Annotated in this window: 14 protein-coding genes; 5 read left to right on the plus strand and 9 right to left on the minus strand. The window is 73.8% G+C overall.

Annotated features, from left to right (window positions below; all coding sequences use genetic code 11):
• Positions 1 to 139: 139 nt before the first annotated feature.
• A complete protein-coding gene (locus tag NITAL_RS19945) occupies positions 140 to 1,444 on the plus strand; it encodes an MFS transporter (protein ID WP_052667989.1) in 1,305 nt (434 codons plus the stop codon).
• 4 nt (positions 1,445 to 1,448) lie between these two features.
• On the opposite strand, the gene NITAL_RS19950 is transcribed toward NITAL_RS19945, so the two are convergent.
• The 4 genes from NITAL_RS19950 to NITAL_RS19965 form a co-directional block, all read right to left on the minus strand.
• On the minus strand, positions 1,449 to 1,946 hold the full coding sequence (locus NITAL_RS19950) for a GNAT family N-acetyltransferase (RefSeq protein WP_052667990.1): 498 nt from the start codon (positions 1,944 to 1,946) through the stop codon (positions 1,449 to 1,451).
• A 77-nt stretch (positions 1,947 to 2,023) separates the two neighbouring features.
• Positions 2,024 to 3,121 (minus strand): 2-oxoacid:ferredoxin oxidoreductase subunit beta, encoded by a 1,098-nt coding sequence (locus NITAL_RS19955; protein WP_083441812.1) that lies wholly within the window; start codon positions 3,119 to 3,121, stop codon positions 2,024 to 2,026.
• The gene (locus tag NITAL_RS19960; protein WP_052669837.1) at positions 3,118 to 4,995 is read right to left on the minus strand and encodes a 2-oxoacid:acceptor oxidoreductase subunit alpha; all 1,878 of its coding nucleotides are present in this window, start codon (positions 4,993 to 4,995) and stop codon (positions 3,118 to 3,120) included. The genes NITAL_RS19955 and NITAL_RS19960 overlap by 4 nt, the downstream gene beginning before the upstream one ends.
• Before the next feature lie 159 nt (positions 4,996 to 5,154).
• Entirely contained in the window at positions 5,155 to 6,285 is a 1,131-nt protein-coding gene (locus NITAL_RS19965) for a murein hydrolase activator EnvC family protein (RefSeq protein WP_052667993.1), read from the minus strand.
• A gap of 596 nt (positions 6,286 to 6,881) precedes the next feature.
• Between NITAL_RS19965 and NITAL_RS19970 the strand changes: the two genes are divergently transcribed.
• Positions 6,882 to 7,109, plus strand: a complete 228-nt coding sequence (locus NITAL_RS19970) for a hypothetical protein (RefSeq protein WP_052667994.1) — start codon at positions 6,882 to 6,884, stop codon at positions 7,107 to 7,109.
• A gap of 66 nt (positions 7,110 to 7,175) precedes the next feature.
• Here the strand turns inward: NITAL_RS19970 and NITAL_RS19975 are convergent, their stop codons facing one another.
• On the minus strand, positions 7,176 to 11,906 hold the full coding sequence (locus NITAL_RS19975) for a glutamate synthase-related protein (protein ID WP_052667997.1): 4,731 nt from the start codon (positions 11,904 to 11,906) through the stop codon (positions 7,176 to 7,178).
• 190 nt (positions 11,907 to 12,096) lie between these two features.
• On the opposite strand from NITAL_RS19975, the gene NITAL_RS19980 reads away from it, so the two are divergent.
• The 3 genes from NITAL_RS19980 to cobS all read left to right on the plus strand — a co-directional run bounded on the left by NITAL_RS19980 (position 12,097) and on the right by cobS (position 16,077).
• The gene (locus NITAL_RS19980; protein WP_052668000.1) at positions 12,097 to 13,308 is read left to right on the plus strand and encodes a hypothetical protein; all 1,212 of its coding nucleotides are present in this window, start codon (positions 12,097 to 12,099) and stop codon (positions 13,306 to 13,308) included.
• Positions 13,309 to 13,440: 132 nt separating this feature from the next.
• Positions 13,441 to 15,174, plus strand: a complete 1,734-nt coding sequence (locus NITAL_RS19985) for an FAD-dependent oxidoreductase (RefSeq protein ID WP_052668001.1) — start codon at positions 13,441 to 13,443, stop codon at positions 15,172 to 15,174.
• Between the two features lie 93 nt (positions 15,175 to 15,267).
• Positions 15,268 to 16,077: an adenosylcobinamide-GDP ribazoletransferase gene (cobS, locus tag NITAL_RS19990; RefSeq protein WP_052668004.1), complete on the plus strand. Its 810-nt coding sequence runs from the start codon at positions 15,268 to 15,270 to the stop codon at positions 16,075 to 16,077.
• Positions 16,078 to 16,091: 14 nt separating this feature from the next.
• On the opposite strand, the gene cobT is transcribed toward cobS, so the two are convergent.
• The 4 genes from cobT to NITAL_RS20010 are packed head-to-tail and all read right to left on the minus strand — an operon-like array spanning position 16,092 to position 20,323.
• The gene (gene cobT / locus NITAL_RS19995; RefSeq protein WP_211262538.1) at positions 16,092 to 17,156 is read right to left on the minus strand and encodes a nicotinate-nucleotide--dimethylbenzimidazole phosphoribosyltransferase; all 1,065 of its coding nucleotides are present in this window, start codon (positions 17,154 to 17,156) and stop codon (positions 16,092 to 16,094) included.
• A complete protein-coding gene (gene cobC, locus NITAL_RS20000; protein WP_083441814.1) occupies positions 17,153 to 18,757 on the minus strand; it encodes an Rv2231c family histidinol phosphate aminotransferase CobC in 1,605 nt (534 codons plus the stop codon). The genes cobT and cobC overlap by 4 nt, the downstream gene beginning before the upstream one ends.
• The gene (locus NITAL_RS20005; RefSeq protein ID WP_211262539.1) at positions 18,754 to 19,689 is read right to left on the minus strand and encodes a sirohydrochlorin chelatase; all 936 of its coding nucleotides are present in this window, start codon (positions 19,687 to 19,689) and stop codon (positions 18,754 to 18,756) included. Before NITAL_RS20005 ends, cobC begins: the two co-directional genes overlap by 4 nt.
• The gene (locus NITAL_RS20010) at positions 19,682 to 20,323 is read right to left on the minus strand and encodes a precorrin-8X methylmutase (RefSeq protein ID WP_052668005.1); all 642 of its coding nucleotides are present in this window, start codon (positions 20,321 to 20,323) and stop codon (positions 19,682 to 19,684) included. The genes NITAL_RS20005 and NITAL_RS20010 overlap by 8 nt, the downstream gene beginning before the upstream one ends.
• Position 20,324: the final 1 nt, after the last annotated feature.

A 20,324-nucleotide genomic window follows, 5' to 3' on the forward strand; every position in this document is an offset into this window, starting at 1 on the left:
ACCTCGAGCCGGGTGCCGAGCGGATCCGGCACGTACCGCGACGGTGCTAGGGGCCGTCGCCGCGCGGGCCCACGGGGCCACGGCGCATCCGAGAGGGTAGACCGGTCCCCGGCACGCCGATGACCGGTAGCGTCCCGGCGTGAGCTCCCACCCCGACCCGTCCCCCGATCCGAGCACCGCGGCCGGCCCGGGCGCGGTGCGGCGGCTGTCGGGCCGGATGTCCGGTCGCGTGCGCTCGCTGTTCGAGACCGGCGGCCCGGGCTTCCGTGATCTGGCGCTGACCCAGGTGGCATCGACCGCAGCGGACACCCTGGTGGCGGTCGGGCTCGCCGGGACGCTGTTCTTCGGGGTCCCCTCGACCGAAGCCAGGGCCAACGTCGCGCTCTACCTGCTGCTGACGGTGGCGCCGTTCGCCGTCATCGGTCCCCTGCTCGGCCGCGTGCTCGACCGCGCGCCGGCAGCCACCCGCGCCTCGCTGGTCATCGCGGCCGTGGGGCGGGCGGTCCTCGCGGTGCTGCTGCTCGGCCGCCTCGACTCGCTGTGGCTGTTCCCGGCCGCGTTCGGCCTCCTGGTCCTGTCCCGGGTGCACGGGATCACCCGGAACGCGCTGCTCCCCCTCGCGCTGGACCGGCCGACGGACCTGGTGGCCGCCAACGCCCGGCTCGCCGGGATCGGTGTCGCTGCCGGCGCCATCGCCGCCCCGCTCGGGATCCTCGCCACGGTGGTGGCGGGCCCGGGCGGTGCGCTCGCGCTGTCGGCCTTCACCGCCCTCGCTGCGGCGACCATCGGCCGGCGTCTACCGGAGCCGGACGCTCCGAGCCGGCGATCCGCACCGGGCTCGGTCGTCAGCCGCCCCGAGCGCATCCGGCTCCACCTGCCTCGTCGGGTCCGCACGGCGCAGATCGCGACGGCCGTGGTGCGCCTCCTCAACGGGTTCCTGCTGCTGCTGCTCGCTTTCGCGTTCCGCGAGGCGGGCGCGGGCGCGTTCGACTTCGGGGCGGTCCTGGCCGCAGCCGGGGGCGGGTTCGCCGTCGCGGCGATGACGACCCCGCGGCTCGAACGACGCCTCCGCGAGGAGCCGATGGTGGTGGCCGCCCTGGCGGTCGAGGCCGCCGCCGCGTTCTCGGCCGGGCAGTGGTTCGGCCTCCCGGCGGCCGCGGGCCTGGCGTTCGCCGCCGGGTTCGCCTGGGGCACCGCGAAGCTGTCGTTCGACGGGTTGCTCCAGAGCGCGGTGCCGGCCGCACGCCGCGGTGCCGCCTTCACCCGGTCCGAGACGGTGTTCTCGCTGGCGTGGGTGCTCGGCGCCATCGTGCCGACCGCGCTGCCGCTGCCGGTCGGGTTGGGTCTGCCGCTCGCCGGGTTCGCCGCGCTCGCTGCCCAGATCGTCTACGTGAGCGTGCTGCTCGCCCCCGACGACACCGACCGTCGCGCGTCCGGACGGTGATCGTTCAGATGCTCGGGGTCGTCCGTACCACCACGGGGGTGACCGCTCCCCGGCTCGGCCCGGTCGTCGCGTCGACGGCACCCGCGATGGGGCGCCGGAACTCGACGTGGTCGTCCACGGCCGTGAATCCCGTCGCGCGGTAGAAGCGGTGGGCGGCCTCGTGCCGGCCGCTCGAGCCGAGCCACAGCCCGTGGCACCCGTGCTCGCGGGCCCACGCGGCGGCCTCGTCCACGAGGAGGGCGCCGACCCCGCTGCGCCGGTCCTCGGCCGCGACCGCCAGACCGGCGACCTGGGCGCGGTCGTCGCCCGACAGGCTCGGGTCGACGGCGACGTGGATGAAGCCGACCACCCCGGCGCCACGCTCGGCCACGAGGACGGCGTGGCCCTCGGGGAGCGACCGCATGCGGGCGACGAGGGTCGGCGGGTCGACGGCGTCGAGCAGGTACGCGATGGCCGGGGCGTCCGCGACCGTCGCTCGGCGGACGCGCAGCTGGGTGTTCAACCGTGCCTCCGAGGTCGGAAGCCGGTCAGGGTAGGGCTGCCCGCACGCACGCCGCGCGGCGTACCCCGGCCCGATGGTCAGACCACGTCCCAGACGTTGCCGCTGGCGAGCAGCTCGGCGAGGTCACCGCGACCCCGTTCGGCACGTGCGCTGGCGACCTGCTCGCGGACGAGCTCGTCGTAGACGGGGGCCTCGACGTCACGGAAGACGCCGATCGGCGTCGGACCGGTCGGGTTGTGGGCCAGCCGAGAGAGCGCGAAGGCGGTGGTCGGCTCGGGCCGGTGGGCGTCGTGGGTCACCACCCGGTCCCCCGCCTCCTGCGTCGGCACGATCCGCATCGATCCGTCGTCGAGGGCGATGACCGCGTGCTCGCCGTCCGGGCCGAACACGATCGGCTCGCCCTGCTGCAGCCGGATCTGGTTGTGGACCTTCTGGTCCGGGGCACGCAGCGCCACGAACGCACCGTCGTTGAAGACGTTGCAGTTCTGGTAGATCTCGACGAACGCCGCCCCGTGGTGCTGGTGCGCCGCGCGCAGCACGTCGGTCAGGTGCCCGCGGTCGGTGTCGATCGTGCGCGCCACGAAGCTCGCCTCGGCACCGAGCGCCAGGCTCACCGGGTTCACGGGGCGGTCCACCGAGCCCATCGGCGTCGACTTGTGGCGCGACCCGAGCGGCGAGGTCGGCGAGTACTGGCCCTTGGTCAGCCCGTAGATCTCGTTGTTGAACAGCAGGATCTTGAGGTTCACGTTGCGTCGCAGCGCGTGGATCAGGTGGTTGCCGCCGATGGAGAGCCCGTCACCGTCGCCGGTCACGACCCACACGTCGAGGTCGGGGCGCGCGATCGCGAGGCCGGTCGCGACCGCCGGCGCCCGCCCGTGGATGGTGTGGAACCCGTAGGTGTCCAGGTAGTACGGGAACCGGGACGAGCACCCGATCCCCGACACGAAGACGGTCGTCTCGGGCCGCGACCCGAGCTCGGGCAGCAGCGTCTGCACCGCCGCGAGGATCGCGTAGTCCCCGCAGCCCGGGCACCAGCGGACCTCCTGGTCGGAGGTGAAGTCCTTCTTGGTCAGCTTGTCATCCGCGCCCCGAGCTCGAGGCGACTCATCCGCGCCCCGAGCTCGAGGCGATTCGTCCGCGCCCCGAGCTCGAGGCGACCCGTTGGTCCCTGTCACGCCGACACCTCCGCGCCCGCGAACGCGAGCTGCTCGATCGCTTCCGCCAGCTCGCCCGAGCCGAACGGCTGCCCGTTGACACGGTGGTAGCCCTTGACGTCCACCAGCGTCCTGGCCCGCAGCAGCATCGTGAGCTGCCCGAGGTTGTTCTCGGGACAGACCACCGCCCGGTAGGAGCGGAGCAGGTCGGGTAGGTCGCTCGGCAGCGGGTTGACGTGGCGCAGGTGCACCCGCGCGACGCGGCGCCCCTTGCGACGCAGCAGGTCGCAGGCGGCGTGGATGGGCCCGCTCGTCGACCCCCACCCGACCACGAGCACGTCGGCGTCGCCGTCCGGGTCGTCGACCACGAGGGGCGGCAGGCCGGCGGCGATCGCCTCGACCTTGTCGTGCCGCAGCTCGACCATGCGGTGGTGGTTGGCGGGCTCGTAGCTGATGTGCCCGCTGACGTCGGACTTCTCGAGTCCGCCGAGCCGGTGCTCGAGACCCTTCGTCCCCGGGACGACCCACGGGCGGGCCAGCGTGTCGGGGTCGCGCAGGTACGGCAGGTAGGTCCCGTCCGGCCCGTTCGGCTCGGTCGTGAAGTCCGGGTCGATGGTCGGCAGGGTGTCGACGTCCGGCAGCTGCCACGGTTCGGCCGAGTTGGCGAGGTAGCCGTCCGAGAGCAGCACGACCGGGGTGCGGTAGGTGACCGCGATGCGGCACGCCTCGATCGCGGCGTCGAAGCAGTCGGCGGGCGACGAGGGTGCGACGACGGGCAGGGGTGACTCGCCGTTGCGGCCGAAGAGGACCTGCAGCAGGTCGCTCTGCTCGGTCTTGGTCGGCAGGCCGGTCGACGGTCCGCCACGCATGACGTTGACCACGACCATCGGCAGCTCGGTGATGAGGCCGAGGCCCATCGCCTCGGCCTTCAGCGCGATACCCGGCCCGGAGGAGGCGGTGACGGCGAGGGTCCCGCCGAACGCCGCGCCGACCACCGAGCCCATGGCCGCGATCTCGTCCTCGGCCTGGAAGGTGGTCACCCCGAAGTGCTTGAGCTGCGCGAGCTCGTGGAGGATGTCGGACGCCGGCGTGATCGGGTAGCTGCCGTAGAACAGCGGCAGACCGCTGCGGTCCGCGGCGGCGACCAGCCCGTACGCCAGGGCCTGGTTCCCGGTGATGTTGCGGTAGCGGCCCGGGGCGAGCGGGGCCGGCTTGACCTCGTAGGTGAAGCGGAACGCCTCGGTGGTCTCGCCGTAGTTCCACCCGGCGTGCAGGGCCGTCAGGTTGGCCTCGGCGACGGCAGGTCGGCTGCTGAACTTGGTCCGGAGCCAGTCCTCGGTCGCCGCGATCGGACGGTGGAACATCCACGACACGAGCCCCAGCGCCAGCATGTTCTTGCAGCGCTCGGCCTCCTTCTTGTTCAGCTCGCCCCGCTCGACGAAGTCCTCGAGGGCCCGCAGCGTGAGCTCGCTGATCCGCACCTCGTGGACCTGGTAGTCGGTGAGCGTGCCGTCCTCGCGCGGGTCGGCCTCGTACCCGGCCTTGGTCAGGTTGCGCGGGGTGAACGCATCGACGTTCAGGATCAAGGTCCCCTGGTTCTTGAGGGCCTCGAGGTGCTTCATGAGCGCGGCGGGGTTCATCGCCACCAGCACGTCCGGTGCATCCCCCGGCGTGTGCACGTCCGAGTCGGAGAAGTGCAGCTGGAAGGAGCTGACACCAGCCAGCGTCCCGGCGGGCGCGCGGATCTCGGCCGGGAAGTCCGGCAACGTGGCGATGTCGTTGCCGGCCAACGCCGACTGCGAGGTGAACTGGTCCCCCGTCAGCTGCATGCCGTCGCCGGAGTCCCCGGCGAAGCGGACCACCGCACTGGCGAGGCCGATGCGCTCGCGCTCGATCGTCTCGTCCGTCGCCTCAGCCACACACCGCTCCCTGCTCGCGTACCCGCAGCGTAGGGAGCGAAAGGCCATCCGCGACGGAAAGTCGGGCGCAGGACGCGTGACTTTCCGCCCTGGCGGTGGACCGCGTGCCCGACACGGCGGCCCGGCCGGCTCGTCTCAGCAGACGCTGCGCAGCAACGGGTAGGGGTTGATCGCGCTTCCGCCACCCGGGTGCAGCTCGAAGTGGACGTGCGGGGTCCCCCGGGCGTTGCCGGTGTCGCCGTTGGTGGCGGTCTGCTGCCCGGCCGAGACCCGGGCGCCGTTGGACACCGTGTGGCTCTGCAGGTGCATGTACCAGTACTGGTTGCCGTCGCTGCCGCGCAGGATCGCCCACAGGCCGGCCGAGGGACCGGGCGACTGGATCGACCAGGTGCCATCGACGATGGCGTAGACCGGCGTGCCGTACGGCGCGAGGATGTCGGTGCCACGGTGCGCACGCCCGCCGGAGCGCGGCGCCCCCCAGGTGTCGGTGAACGAGTGCGGTTGCCCGACCGGGCACGCCTTGCCCGCCGAGGTGGGCGCCCTCCCGCCGCCCCCCGAGGAACCTGAGCTGCCCGACGAGGGCGCAGACGGCGCCGAGGGGGTGCGCGCCGCGGCGGCCTCACGCGCGGCCCGCGCCTCGGCCTCGGCCGCCGCCTTGCGGCGACGCTCCTCCTCGGCCCTGCGCTGACGCTCGCGCTCCTCGGCCTCGAGGCGCTGTTCGAGCTCAGCCGCGCGCTGCAGGTCACGCTGCAGGGCATCACGGAGCTCGCGCTGCTCGGCGACGGCCGCCGCCACGTCGGCCCGCTGGGCCTCGAGGCGCTCCTGGACGGCCTCGAGCCGACGGCGATCCGCGCCGAGCGACTCGACCTCGCCGAGGTCGGCGATCACGACCCGCTCGAGCGTCTGGGCCCGCAGCAGTGCCTCGTTCGGGTCGTCCGAGGTGAGGAAGATGGTCAGCGGGTCCCGGGCCGAACCACGCTTGTACAGCGCGACCACCTGGGCCTGCATGCCCTCCTGCAGCTCGGCGACGCTGGCGGCGAGCTCCGACGCCTCGGCCTCGAGGGCCTCCCCCTCCGCCTCCAGGGTCGCGACCCGTCCCTCGGTAGCGCCGAGCTCGGCAGCCGTGGCGTCGAGCCGGCTCTGGAGCTGTGCACGCTCGGCCCGGGCCTCCTGGAGGGACTGCGCCGAGCCGGCCGCGGCCGGCACCACCAGGAGAGCGGCGAGCAGGACGCCGGAGACCAGGGGCAGGGGACGACGCGGACGCACGGGCTACCGGTTCGCTCGGGGCACAGGGGCAACTGCGGGGGCGACTGCGGCGGTGGAACAGGAGCGCGGCGTGGGCCCACGGGCCGCTGCGCCGCACGGGAGCCTAGCGCCGTCGCCCGTCCCGACCCACCCGATTCACGCGCGGCCGGCGCACGCGGGCCCGTGGATCGTGCGTCGGCCCTTCACCTCCACGCGAGGCTCGGGTAGGAACCAGGTCGTCCGCAACGTGGACGGCAACGCACGAGGCCGGAGCGCCCCCACCCGGGGCACCCGGAGCCGACACCGAGACCGACCCCGATCACGAGGAGGCAGCGATGGATCGCATCGACACCGCGCTGAAGCCCCTCGCGGCCGGCACCCGAACGATGGGTGATCTCGGCGTCGGAGGCGCACCGCGCGCCGCCACCTCGTGCCCCGGGACCGACTGAGGTCCCACCGGCCCTCCGGGCCAGCAGCGCACGAGCCGGCGGCACCTCCGCCGGCTCTCGTCGTGTCCCGCCGTCTCGACGGCGCAGCCTCGACCTCCAGCGCAGGTGTCGCCTCCACCGCTCCCCCACCGGGGGACCCACCGCCCGCACCGGGCAGGAGGCACCACCATGCACCTCGATCTGTTCGCCCTCGCCACCGAGCGCACCGCCGAGCGCACCGCTCGCGCGGCTCGCCGAAGAGAGCTGCTCCTCCAACCCCGCCCCCCCGGTCGGTGGCGGCACCGCGTCGGTGCCGCGCTCGTCCGGGTCGGTGCTCGCCTCACCGACGAACCGGTGATCGCCCTGCCGCGCGGTCCCCGGCGGGTGCGCCGGGAACGGCTCGTGCGGCGCGCCTGACGCGTCCAGGCGGGCGGGGCCGCGGAGGCCCGTCCCTTCCGAGAGGGGCGGGCCTCCCGCGTCCCGCTACCCGACGTTCTCGACCGCCTCGCCGACACCGACGCGGTCGAGCTCGGTCTTGGGAGCGACCCGCCAGAACCCCTCGGCCGCGTTCGACCAGTCGGCGAGCATCGCCCGCGCACGGTCCGATCCGGTGATGGTCGCGTGCGTCGCCACCAGGTCCTGCAGCCGGGCCAGCTGCGGTCCGTCGGGTCGACGCGCCTCGACCAGCTGCCGGTTGACCCGGGCGAGGACGTCACCCGCTCGGTCGTACACGAACAACTCGCCGCCGCTCATCCCAGCGCCCACGTTGTGCCCCGTGCGGCCGAGGATCACCACGGTGCCCCCGGTCATGTACTCGCACGCGTGGTCGCCGGTGCCCTCGATCACGGCCGTCGCCCCGGAGTTGCGCACGGCGAACCGCTCCCCCGCGCGCCCGGCGACGAACAGCTCACCGGCCGTCGCCCCGTACAGGACGGTGTTGCCGACGAGGACCGGATCGCCCGCGTCGTCGGCCGGCGGACGGATCACGATGCGACCGCCACCGAGCCCCTTGCCGACGTAGTCGTTGGCCTCACCATCGAGCACCAGCTCGGTCCCGTGGGCGGCGAAGGCCCCGAAGGACTGGCCGGCGGCCCCTTCGAAGCGCAGCCTCGCCACGCCCGGCGGCGGCCGGCCGCCGAACTCGAGGCCGATGGCGCCCCCGAGCCGCGCACCGACGGTCCGGTCGACGTTGTCGATCCGGTAGCGGTACTCGACCAGACCGCCGAGGAAGACGGTCTCGAGCGCATCGTCGAACACGCGGTCACCCAGGGTGCTGCGCGGGTCCTGGATGGCCAGCCGTGCGACGAAGCGGCGTTCTCCGGTCCCCGGGTCGGCGAGCAGCGGTGTCACGTCGAGACGCCCGGCGCGACCCGGTAGGTCCCGTCGAGGGCGCAACAGATCGACGCGTCCGACCGCGTCGTCGAGGGATCTGAGGCCGAGGGATGCCAGCAGCCGCCGGACCTCCTCGGCGACGAACAGCAGGTAGGCGGCGACCTGCTCCGGCGTCCCGACGAACCGGTCGCGAAGGTCACGACGTTGGGTGGCGATGCCGACCGGGCAGGTGTCGCGGTGGCACGCCCGGGCCAGGATGCAGCCCTCGGCCAGCAGCGCGGCGGTACCGAACGCGTACTCGTCGGCGCCGAGCAGCGCGGCCACGAGGACGTCACGGCCGGTCTTGAACCCGCCGTCGACGCGCAGCTTGACCCGCCCACGCAGCCCGTTCGCGCGCAGGGTCTGCTGGACCTCGGCGAGGCCGAGCTCCCACGGCATCCCTGCGTGGTGGATGGACGACAGCGCGGACGCACCCGTCCCACCGTCGTTGCCCGAGATGTGGATGGAGTCCGCGAGCGCCTTCACCACCCCGGCGGCGACGGTCCCGATGCCCCCCTCGGCCACGAGCTTGACGTCGACCTCCGCCTCGGGGTTGACCTGCTTGAGGTCGAAGATCAGCTGGGCGAGGTCCTCGATGGAGTAGATGTCGTGGTGCGGCGGCGGACTGATGAGCGTGACGCCCGGGGTGGTGTGCCGCAGCCGCGCGATCTCGTCGGTGACCTTGTGTCCGGGGATCTGGCCGCCCTCGCCCGGCTTGCTGCCCTGGGCCATCTTGATCTGGAGCACGTGGGCGTTGGCGAGGTACTGGGGCGTGACCCCGAAGCGACCGGAGGCCACCTGCTTGATACGGCAGTCGAGGTCGAGCGCGGTGCCCCGGGTTGCGAACCGCTCGGGTGCCTCGCCCCCCTCCCCGCAGTTGGCCCGGGCCCCGACGAGGTTCATCGCTGCTGCGAGCGTCTCGTGGGCCTCGGCGGACAGGGCGCCGTGACTCATCGCGCCCGTCGAGAACCGGGCGGTGATGGCCAGGGCGGACTCGACCTCCTCGAGGGGCACGGCGCCGTCGCCCGGGGCGGCGGGCCCCCCGGCGTGGAACTCGAGCAGGTCACGCGGCATCACCGCCGGACGGTCGTTGACCAGCTGCGCGAAGCGCTCGTACAGCTCGAAGCGGCCCTGCGTCGTCGCGGCGTTCAGGACGTGGGCGGCGCGCTCGGCCTGCTCGTAGGCCGGCAGGTCGTCGAGGACGAACGGGTCGGTGCTCGGGCGTCGCCCGAGACCGAGCGTGTCGTGCAGCGCGTCGATGACCGGCTTGTTCATGTCGTGGAACTCGCCACCACGCTTCCACTTGATGATGCCGGGACTCGGCAGGTCCGGGAGCAGGTCCCCGAACTGCTCCTCGCCGCGTTCGTCGAAAGCGGCCTCATCGGCGCCGTCAGCACCTTCCTCGTCCGATGCACCGCCACCGGGGAACGCGACCGCGTGCTGACCGAGCAGGTCCTCGGCGATGTCGTCGAACGTCAGCCCCCCGAGCGTCGAGGTGATCTTGGTGAAGCAACGCTCGACGACCTCGGCGCCGAGGCCGAGGGACTCGAAGATCTGCGCCGACCGGTAGGAGTCCAGCGACGAGATGCCCATCTTCGACATGATCTTGAGGACGCCGTCCTCGATGGCACGCCGGTAGCGCTCCTGCGCCTCCCCCGCGGAGGGGTTGTCGCCCCCGATGCGGCCCTCGTCGGCGAGGTCGGTGATGGTCTGCAGCACCAGGCGCGGGACGATCGCGTCCGCACCGAACCCGAGCAGGGCAGCCATGTCGTGGGTCTCGCGCGCCTCGTCGGTCTCGGCGACGATCGAGGTCGCGGTGCGCAGCCCGTCGCGGACGAGCCGCTGGTGGACCGCCCCGACCGCCAGCAGGGCCGGGACCCGACACCGTTCCCCGTCGGCACCGACGTCCGAGACCACCACCACCCCCGCGCCGGCCCGGACGTGGGCGACGGCCTCGTCCCCCACGCGGTCCAGCGCCGACACCAGACCGCTCGGACCGTCGGCGACCGGGAAGGTGGCATCGACCGCCTGCACCCCGAACGGGATGTCGGGATCGAGCACGAGGCGTTGCAGGCCCTCCGGGAAGAGGACGTAGGAGCCGAGCTCGAGCAGACGAGCAGCCTCGGGGCGTTGGGTCAGCAGCGGCTGACGCGGCCCGAGGAGGGTCCGCAGGCTCATCACCTCGTTCTCGCGGTGGTGGTCGATCGGTGGGTTGGTGACCTGCGCGAACCGCTGCTTGAGCAGGTGCGCGACCGGCCGGATCACGTGGGCGAGCGGCTCGATCGGGGTGTCGTCGCCCATCGACGAGGTCGCCTCCTTGCCCTGGGTGGCCATCGGCCGCAGGATCGAGGTCACCTCCTCCTTGGTCACGCCGTAGGCGAGCTGGCGCTGGCGGAGGTCGCGTGGCGCCGAGCCCACCGGGTGCCCCGCGTGCACCGGTCGCAGGTTGGCCGCGAGCCACGCGCCGTAGGGGGCGGTGTCCGCGAGTCGCTGCTTGATCTCGGCGTCCTCCTGCAGCCCGCCCTCGTCGGGGTCGACGCACAGCATCTGGCCCGGACCGAGGCGCTCCCGGCGGATCTGCCCGTGCTGGGCCGGCAGCGAGGTGCGGACGGCGCCGACCTCCGAAGCGGCGACGACCGTGCCGTCCTCGCAGACGTGGTAGCGCAAGGGCCGCAGCCCGTTGCGGTCGAGGGTCGCGCCGACCCGCCGTCCGTCGGTGAAGATCAGCCCTGCGGGCCCGTCCCAGGGCTCGACCAGGCACGAGTGGTAGCGGTAGAAGTCGCGGACGCCCGGGTCGAGGTCACGGCGGCCCTCCCAGACCTGCGGGACGAGCATCGCTTGAGCGTGGCGAAGGTCGCGACCCCCGCGGACCAGCAGCTCCAGCGCCGCATCCAGCTTGGCCGAGTCGGACTGGTCCTCGTCGATGACGGGCGGGAGCAGTACCGGGTCGGCCCAGTCCGTCCCGTCCACCGACAGCGCACCGGTGGTCAGCTGCCCCTCCCGGGCCCGCATCAGGTTGACGTTGCCGTCGATGGTGTTGATCTCGCCGTTGTGGCACAGCATCCGGAACGGCTGCGCCCGCTCCCACGTCGGCGCGGTGTTGGTCGAGAACCGGGAGTGGAAGACGGCGAGCCCCGACGTGAACCGTTCGTCGCGCAGGTCCGGGTAGAAGTCGGCCAGCTGATCCGCGTCGGCCATGGCCTTGTAGGTGACGGTCAGGAACGAGCACGAGGCGGCGTAGAAGCGCAGGCCGTCCCCGTCGCACGCGTGGCGGGCACGGCGGCGCAACCGGTAGGCCAGGCGCTCGGCGGCGACGTCGTCGAGGGGCGCTCCGGTCGCCGGGTCGTGCGGCCGTTCGAACCAGGCCTGGACCAGGTGGGGCTGGCTGGCGTGGGCGATCGAGCCGATGGCGGCCGGCTCGCTCGGTACCTCACGCCAAGCCAGGAAGCGGACCTCCTCGGCGGCACACGCGGCCTCGACGTGGGCTCGGACCGCGCGGCGTCCCACGGTGGCCTGCGCGTCAGCTCCCGGGGCGAGGAAGAGGAAGGCGACCCCCAGCCGGTCGTCGGCGACGTCGGTGAGGCCCTGCTCGGCGAGCCACGCCGCCGCCAACGCGCGCGGGATCTGGGTGAGGATCCCCGCGCCGTCGCCGGTCTTGCCGTCGGCGGCCACCGCACCTCGGTGGGTGACGCCGGCGAGCCCCTGCAGCCCCATCGCAACGATGTCACGCCGCGCTGCGCCGTCGACGTGGGCCACGAACCCGATGCCGCAGGCGTCGCGTTCCTGGCCCGGATCGGCGAGACCGGCGAGGGGGGAGGACGGCGAGGCGGCGGGATGGTTCACGGCGGCTCCGGTTCGCGACTGCTGCGGACGGAGCGCCGTTGCTCGTCTCCGAGGCTACCGGCGGCCTGACCAGGGCGTCCACCGATCGCGGGCAGCCGTGAGTGGTCGGCCAGCCCGTGGCGGTAGGGTCTGCGCCGCCGGGACGGGGCCACGTGCCGGCGCACCCACCGACCACCACCTGGGGGAACCCATGCGCAGCAACGCGAGGTGGGCCGCGCTCGGCGCCGGCCTGCTGTTCACCACGAGCCTGACGGCCTGCAACGGCGGCGGTACCGACGCCGAAGACGACCCGACCACCGCGCTCCAGGAGGCCGTCGAGGCCCTCGCCGACTACGACGGCATCGAGCTCCGGCTGTCGATCGACGGCGACCGCGATGCCATCATCGAAGCAGCCGACGGTGAGCTCGATGAGGACACGGCCGACCTGCTGCTGGGCAGCTCGCTGCTGCTGCGTGCCGCTGGTGAGGACGAGGCCGACGCCCAGGCGGAGTTCATCGTCGAGCTCGGTGGCCGCGAGGCCGTCGAGGTCCGCGTCCTGCCCGAGCAGCGGTTCTTCGTCCGCGTCGACCTCGACGCGATCGGCGACGTCGTCGACGACCCGGACTTCGCCTCGGGGGTGGACGAGGCCGTCGGTATGGCCGAGGCCTTCGGCCTCGGTGAGGTCGCCTCGGCGGCGCGTGCCGGCGACTGGATCGAGCTGAAGGGGTTCGAGCAGCTTGCGGAGTTCGCCGGTGGGTTCGGCGGTGACACCACCGAGGACGAGCCCACCGAGGAGCAGATCGAGGACGTTCGCGAGCGGATCGTGGCCAGCTTCCAGCGCTTCCTCGCGCAGGATGTGACCCTCGAGCATGTCGGCGAGGAGTCGGCGGGTGACCGCATCACCGCCACGACCACCGAGGGCGACCTCGCGCGGCTGTTCGAGGAGATCTCGCGGATCGCCGGGGACCTCTCCGGCGTCGACCCGGACGCGTTCGGTGACACGGGTGTCGACACCACCAGCGACACGCCGGTGCAGCTCGACTTCTGGATCGACGGCGGCGAGCTGCGCCAGGTGGGCTACGACCTGTCGCAGATCGAGGGCGACGACACGGCGCCCGAGGGCACCTACGTCCTCGCGACCATCGCCGAGTTCAGCGGGACGGTCGAGGCACCGGCCGACGCGGTCGAGATCGACCTGTTCGCCATCATCGGCAACATGTTCGGCGGGATGGGCGACTTCGGCGGCTTCGACGACTTCGACGACTTCGACGACGATGGCTTCGGTGACGACGACTTCGGTGACGAGCCGCTGGGCGGCGATTGCATCCCCCAGGAGCAGATCGACGCGCTGACCGGGGGCGACGAGGCGGCGCAGGCCGAGCTCGACGCGGCGGTCGAGATGGGTCTGATCGAGATCTGCTGAGCCGAGCGCTCGACGGTCACCACCGGCGCCGGCCGCGCGACGCGGCCGGCGCTGGTGTCCGTTCACCGCCGGAACGTGCGGACGTGCAGCGTTCCGGCGTAGCATCGCCGGCCGGGACCGAGGGAGAGCGCCGTGACGAGCTTCGACACCGACGTGGCCGTCGTCGGCAGCGGGTTCGGGGGCAGCGTCACGGCCCTGCGGCTGACCGAGAAGGGCTACGGCGTCACCGTCCTCGAGGCGGGGCGGCGGTGGGACGCGCGGTCGCTGCCGACCTCGAGCTGGGCGGTCCACCGCTACCTGTGGTTCCCCCGCCTCGGGCTGACCGGCATCCAACGGTTCACGCTCCTCAAGGATGTGATGGTGGCCCACGGGGTGGCCGTGGGTGGCGGGTCGGTGGTCTACGCCAACACCCTGTACGACCCCCTGCCGGCCTACTTCGAGGATGCAGCGTGGTCGGCGATCACCGACTGGCGGGACGAGACCGCCCCCTTCTACGACCAGGCCAAGCGCATGCTCGGGGTGACGCCCGTGCCGTTCGAGACCTCGGCCGACCGCATCCTGCGCGAGGTCGGCGAGGACCTCGGCGTCGGCGACACCTTCCACGCCACCGACGTCGGGGTGTGGTTCGGGACCCCGGGTGAGACGGTCACCGACCCCTACTTCGGTGGCGCGGGCCCGGACAAGACCGGTTGCATCCGGTGCGGCAACTGCATGGTCGGGTGCAAGCACGGCGCGAAGAACTCGCTCGACACCAACTACCTCCACCTCGCCGAGCAGCGTGGGGCGCGCGTCCGACCCGAGCGTCAGGTCGTCGACCTCGAGCCGCTCGAGGGCGGCGGGTACCGCGTGACCCACCTGCGCTCCACCGGCCCGTTCGGGCGCCGCGATCGCCGGTCGCTGACCGCCGAGCAGGTCGTGCTCTCGGGCGGGTCGCTCGGCACCCAGAAGCTGCTGTTCCGGCTGCGTGGAGCGGGGCGCCTGCCCGCCCTCTCCCCTCGCCTCGGCGAGCTGACCCGCACCAACTCCGAGGCCATCACCGTCGCCACCGCCGATCGCCCCGACGAGCAACTGGCGGCTGGGGTGGCGATCGGATCCTCGATCCACCCCGACGAGCACACCCACATCGAGGTGGTCCGCTACGGCAAGGGCTCGAACTTCGCCTACGGCCTGGCGACCACCATGGTCGACGGTGGCGGCCGGCTCCCGCGCCCGGTGCGGTTCGTGCTGACCGCGCTCCGCCACCCCGTGCGGTTCCTGCGGAGCCTGTCGACGAGGCGCTGGTCCGAGCGCAGCATCATCCTCCTGACGATGCAGTCGCTGGACAACTCGCTGCGGACGCGTCTCAAGCGTGGCCCGTTCGGCGGCCACCTGACCACCACCCAAGGGCACGGCGCACCCAACCCGACGTGGATCCCGATCGCCAACGAGGTCACGCGGCGCACGGCGGACAAGCTCGACGGACGGCCGATGGGTTCGATCTTCGAGGCGACGATGGACGTGCCGACGACCGCGCACATCATCGGTGGCTGCCCGATCGGGACCAGCGTCGAGGAGGGCGTCGTCGACCCCTACCACCGCGTGTTCGGGTACCCGGGGCTGTCGGTCGCGGATGGGTCGATCATCACCGCCAACCTCGGGGTCAACCCGTCGCTGTCGATCACCGCGATGGCCGAGCGGGCGATGGCGCTGTGGCCGAACCGGGGCGAGGCCGACCCGCGTCCACCCCTCGGGGCGCCCTACCAGCGGGTGTGCCCCGTGCCGCCGAAGGATCCGGTGGTGCCCGCCGACGCACCCGGCGCGCTGCGGCTCCCGCTGCTGATCGAGCCGACACCGGCGCCCGACGCACCGGCCGCCGACGCCGGCTGAACCGGCGGCCCGCGTCCGCACCCGCGATCGGGTTTTGCTCCGGCCCGGCCGGGCTGCTCGGCTCCGGGCCAGGATCGACGACGGGCGGGATGTGTGACCAGCAAGGTGGCCGACGGGCCCGTGGATCGCACCGTGCCGTGGCGGCAGCCGGCCGAGTCGGCACGCATCGTGGCGGTGGCCTTCCAGTTCCTCACGCGGCTGCCCGTCCCGCAGATCCCGGTGGTCGACGGGGACCTGCGACGGGCGACGGCGGCCTTCCCGCTGGTGGGCCTGGTCGTCGGTGCGGCGGTCGTGGCTGTCCGCGCCGCCGGTGAGCCGTTGCTCGGTGTGGTCCCCGCCACCATCCTGGCGGTGGCTGCCGCGGTCGCGGTGACGGGGGCGTTCCACGAGGACGGCCTCGCGGACACCTTCGACGGACTGTGGGGCGGGTGGACACCCGAACGCCGCGTCGAGATCATGCGCGACTCACGGCTCGGGACCTACGGCGCGGCCGCGCTGCTGTTCGCGATCTCGCTCCAGGTGTCGCTGCTGGCGGCGCTCGACCTGACCACGTTCGCCCGGGCCGTGGTCGCGGGCCACGTCCTCGGTCGCGCCAGCGTCCTGGTCGCCGTCCGGTGGCTACCGCCGTACCACGACCGCGGGTCGGGGGCGCAGGTGGCCGACCCGCTCGGCCCCGTCGGCAGCACCGTCGCGGCCGTCACCACCGGCGCCGTGCTCGCGGTCAGCTTCGGCATCTGGGCGCCGGTCCCGGTCCTCGCCGGCCTGCTCGCGCTGGCGGCGCTCCGTCGCGCAGCGCGGCGCCGGATCGGGGGGCTGACAGGTGACATCCTCGGCGCCGGCCAACAGCTGGTCCTCCTCACCACCCTGGCGTCGGCGGTGGCGCTCGCCGACCACCTGGCCTGATCCGTCGGGCACGGTCAGGCGCCGAGGACCTGCTCCAGCGTGGCGACACCGGTGAGCAGCGACGAGGCAGCCCGGACCGTCGGCACGGCGAGCAGCGCGCCCGTGCCCTCGCCGAGCCGGAGGTCCAGGTCGATCAGCGGCTCGAGGCCGAGGTGAGCCAGGGCCGCGACGGCACCGGGCTCGGTCGAACGGTGGCCCGCGATCAGGTACCCGGCGAGGTCCGGCGCCAGCGCCGCGGCGGCGACGGCGGCCGCGTCGGCGATGACCCCGTCGAGCAGGACGGGGACCCGCGCGGCGGCGCCAGCCAACAGCACCCCGACGAGGGCGGCGTGCTCCAGCCCCCCGAGGCCGGCCAGGCGCACCCACGGGTCGGCGTCGCCGGCGTGCCGTGCGACCGCAGCGGTGACGATGTCGCGCTTGCGTTCGTACGTCGCGTCGTCCGCACCGGCGCCGCGGCCGGTCACCGCGGCGGGGTCGGCCCCCGTGAAGGTCGCGATCAGCGCCGCGGACGCGGTGGTGTTGCCGATGCCCATGTCGCCGGTGATCAGCAGGTCCACCCCCGCATCGAGCAGCTCCCCGGCGGTCACGGCGCCGGCCACGACCGCTGCCTCGCACTCGTCGGCCGTCATGGCGGGGCCGGCGCTCAGGTCACGGGTGCCGGGGCGGATCCGCCGCGCCCGCAGGTTCGGGTGGTCCGGCACGGGTCCGGCGACACCCACGTCGAGGACGAGCACCTCGGCCCCCACGGCGTCGGCCAGCACGTTGGCGGTCCCCCGGCCCTCGCAGAAGGTCCGCACCATCAGGGCGGTGACCTCCTGGGGGTAGGGGCTGACCCCGTGGAGCTGCACCCCGTGGTCGCCAGCGGCGATCACGAGGCCCGGCCGTCCGATCGGCGGCGGCGTCGCGCGGCCGCTGATGGCTGCCAGGACCGTGGCGAGGTCACCGAGACGTCCGAGCGCGCCCGGCGGGGTCGCGAGCGCGGTCACGCCCGCGGCGGCGCTCGCGCGAACCTCCTCCTCGACGGGGACGATGCGGGCGATCAGGTCGGCTGCGGAGGCGGCGGATCGGGTGGCGGTCACGTGAGCACCTGTCGGTCGAGGTTGTGGCGGAGGGCGACGACGAAGGCGTCGCTGACCTCGGGAGGTCGGACCGCGACGCGGACGTAGCTGGCGTCGAGGCCGGGGAAGGTGTCCCCGCGCCGGACCGCGAAGCCCGCGGCCAGCAGACGCTCGCGCAGGTCGGGCAGCGGGGTGCGCAGGAGCAGGAAGTTGGCGGCGCCGTCCCACACCTCGACGTCCGGCAGGTCGCGCAGGAGGCCGAGCAGGTGCGCTCGGTCGGCCGCGACGCCCTCGGCTCGGCGTCGACGTTCCGGCTCGCGGGTGAGCAGGTGCTCGAGCGCCGCGAGCGCCGGCGTGCTGACCGACCACGGCTGCCGGTCGGCGGCCAGGCGAGCAGCGGTGGCCGCGGGAGCCACGAGGTAGCCCACCCGGAGCCCTGCGAGGCCCCAGACCTTGGTGAGGCTGCGCAGCACCACCAAACCCGGCAGGTCGCGGCGTCCGGCCAGACCCGTCGCGTCGGGCAGCAGGTCGGTGAAGGCCTCGTCGACCACCACGGTGCGACCCGGGCGGCACAGCTGGGCGATGACCGACTCGTGGTCGACCGCACCGGTCGGGTTGTCGGGCCGCCCGAGGACCACGAGGTCGGCCGCGTCGGGCACGGCCGTCGGATCGAGCCGCCAGTCGCGCGGGTCGCGCTGGACGCGGACGACGGGAACCTCACGTGCACGGAGGGCCGCCTCCGCCTCGGTGAACCCGGGGTGCACGCAGGCGGCGAGGGTCGGGCGCAGCGCTGGCAGCAACCAGAACCCCTCGGCCGCGCCGTCGAGCACGACCACCTCGTCGCGGGTGCGACCGTGGTGGCGGGCGACCGCGTCCCGGGCCGCGGTGTCGTCGGGGTAGGCCGCGAGGTCGTCGAGGGTGGCGGCGAGGTGTTCGTGCAGCCAGGCCGGCGGTCCGGGCAGGACGTTGACGGCCAGGTCGACGCAGTCGTCCGGCACCTGGGTGTCACCGTGTTCGCGGAGGTCGGCCGCGACGGTCGGTGCAGCCAGGGGCGCGGGGAGCGGCAACGCCCGACCGGCGACGACCAGGTCCACGCGGTCAGCGGTCCTCGACAGCAGCTCGGTGACCTCGCCGTGCAGGTCGACGTAGCGCCGTGTCGCGGCGCCGAGCGGGGTGACCCCCTCCCCTGGACGTCCGGCGACCACGACGGTCGGGCCGAGGCGCGACGCGGCGAGCTGCCACCACCTCGCTGCGTCCTCGAGCACGGCTGCCACCGCCGCGCGACCGTCCGCGCCGAGCGGTGCCACCTCGTCGTCGGTCCACAGGTCGTGCGCCGTCATGCGCGCGACCAGCCAGCCCTCGAGATCGTCGACGAGGACGGCGGCCGCCGGGGGCGCCGACGCGAGCAGATCGGCGAGATCGGTGGTCTCCGCGGTGAGCCAGTCGGCCGGTCGCCGGTCGCGGTGGGTGGCGACACGTTCGGCCAGCTCGGGGTCGCTCGCCCCACCCGTGGCCACGTACACGACCGGGCCGGCGCTCGCCGCGACGAGCCGTTCGGCGTGACGGCTCTTGCCCGACCTCGTGCCGCCGAGCACCAGGTGACGGATCGCCGCACCGATCACCTCGACACCCCGGCCTCCGCGGGATCGTGCTCGTGGTCGTGGCCGTGGTGGTGATCGTGACCGTGGTGGTGCCCGTGGGTCCCCGGGTCGTCGGGGTGCTCGTGCAGCGTCTGCGGGAGTCCGACGCGGTCGGCGAACCCCGGCAGCGCGACGCGGTAGACGCAGGTGTCGCAGTTGGCCACGGCCGCCCCGGCCGTTGCCTCGTCGTAGCGGGCGAGCAGGAGGTCGGCGACCTGCACGTCGGGGCCGAGGTAGCCCGCGTCGACCACCGTCACCTCCGGGTGGCGCGCGGCCCACTCGGCCGTCTGGTCACGGATGCGGCGTTCGAGCACGCCGGTGAACAGGAAGTAGGGCGTGACGGCGATGCGGGTGGCGCCGAGCCGTCGGCAGCGCTCCAGCGCCTCGGGGACCGATGGCTGCGCCAGGCTGACGAAACCGGGCTCGACCAGGGGCCACGGCCGCCCCTCCCACAGCAGGCGGGCGATCTTTGCGAGGTCGCCGTTGGCGTCCGGGTCGGACGTCCCGCGACCGACGACGACCACGGCCGTCTCGTCACGTTCCGACGCGGGGACGGCCGCACGCAGGCGGTCGTCGACCGTGGCCAGCAGCTCGGGTCGCACCCCGAGCGGCCGCCCGTAGCGGAAGCGGACCCCCGGGTGCAGGAGCCGTTCGCGTGCGATGGAGGCGGGCACGTCACCCTTGGCGTGACCGGCACCGAGCAGCACCAGCGGCACGACGGTCACGTCGTCGACGCCGTCGGCGACCATCGCCGCCACGGTGTCGGTGATGGGCGGCGGGCACAGCTCGAGGAAGCCGAGCTCCACCCGCAGGTCCGGCCGGCGCGAGCGCACCACAGCCAGCAACTCGTGGCACTCGGCCTGGCCGGCGGCGTCGCGCGTGCCGTGGCCGACGATCAGCAGGGCGCTACTCACGGGTGGGCTCCTCGGGTGCGGTTTCGAGGTGGCGGGACGGGGCGGCAGGTGACGCGGTGTAGAGCAGGGCGTTGACGGCCGCGGCGGCGACAGGGGACCCGCCGAGCTCGCTGCGGTTGGACACGGCGGGCAGGCCCGAGGCACGCAGGGCGGCCTTGGCCTCGACGGCACCGATGAACCCGACGGGCAGGCCCACCACGAGGGCCGGGTCGCGGGCGTGGACGAGCACGGCCTCCAGGGCGGTCGGGGCGTTGCCGATGACCCAGACCGCGCCCGGACCGACACGTTCGGCGACCAGGCGGATGGCGGTCGCGCTGCGGGTGTCCCCGGTCCTGGCGGCCTCGGGGGCCACGGCCGGGTCCGCGATCGGGACCTGGACGTCGGTGCTGGTCACGCCGGCGGCGACCATGCGGCTGTCGGCGACGATCGGTGCCCCGTCGGCCAGGGCCTGCCACCCCCGGCGCAGCGCCGCCTCGTCGAGCACGAGGTCCTCGACGTACCGCAGGTCGGCGGCTGAGTGCACGACCCGTTCGGTGACGGCGCGGGTGAGCGGCGGCAGCGCCGACAGGTCGCAGCGGCCGGCCAGGACCGCCATCGACCGGCGTTCGATGTCGTGCACCGAGGCACGTCCCATG

It is taken from the genome of Nitriliruptor alkaliphilus DSM 45188, assembly GCF_000969705.1.
GTDB lineage: Bacteria > Actinomycetota > Nitriliruptoria > Nitriliruptorales > Nitriliruptoraceae > Nitriliruptor > Nitriliruptor alkaliphilus.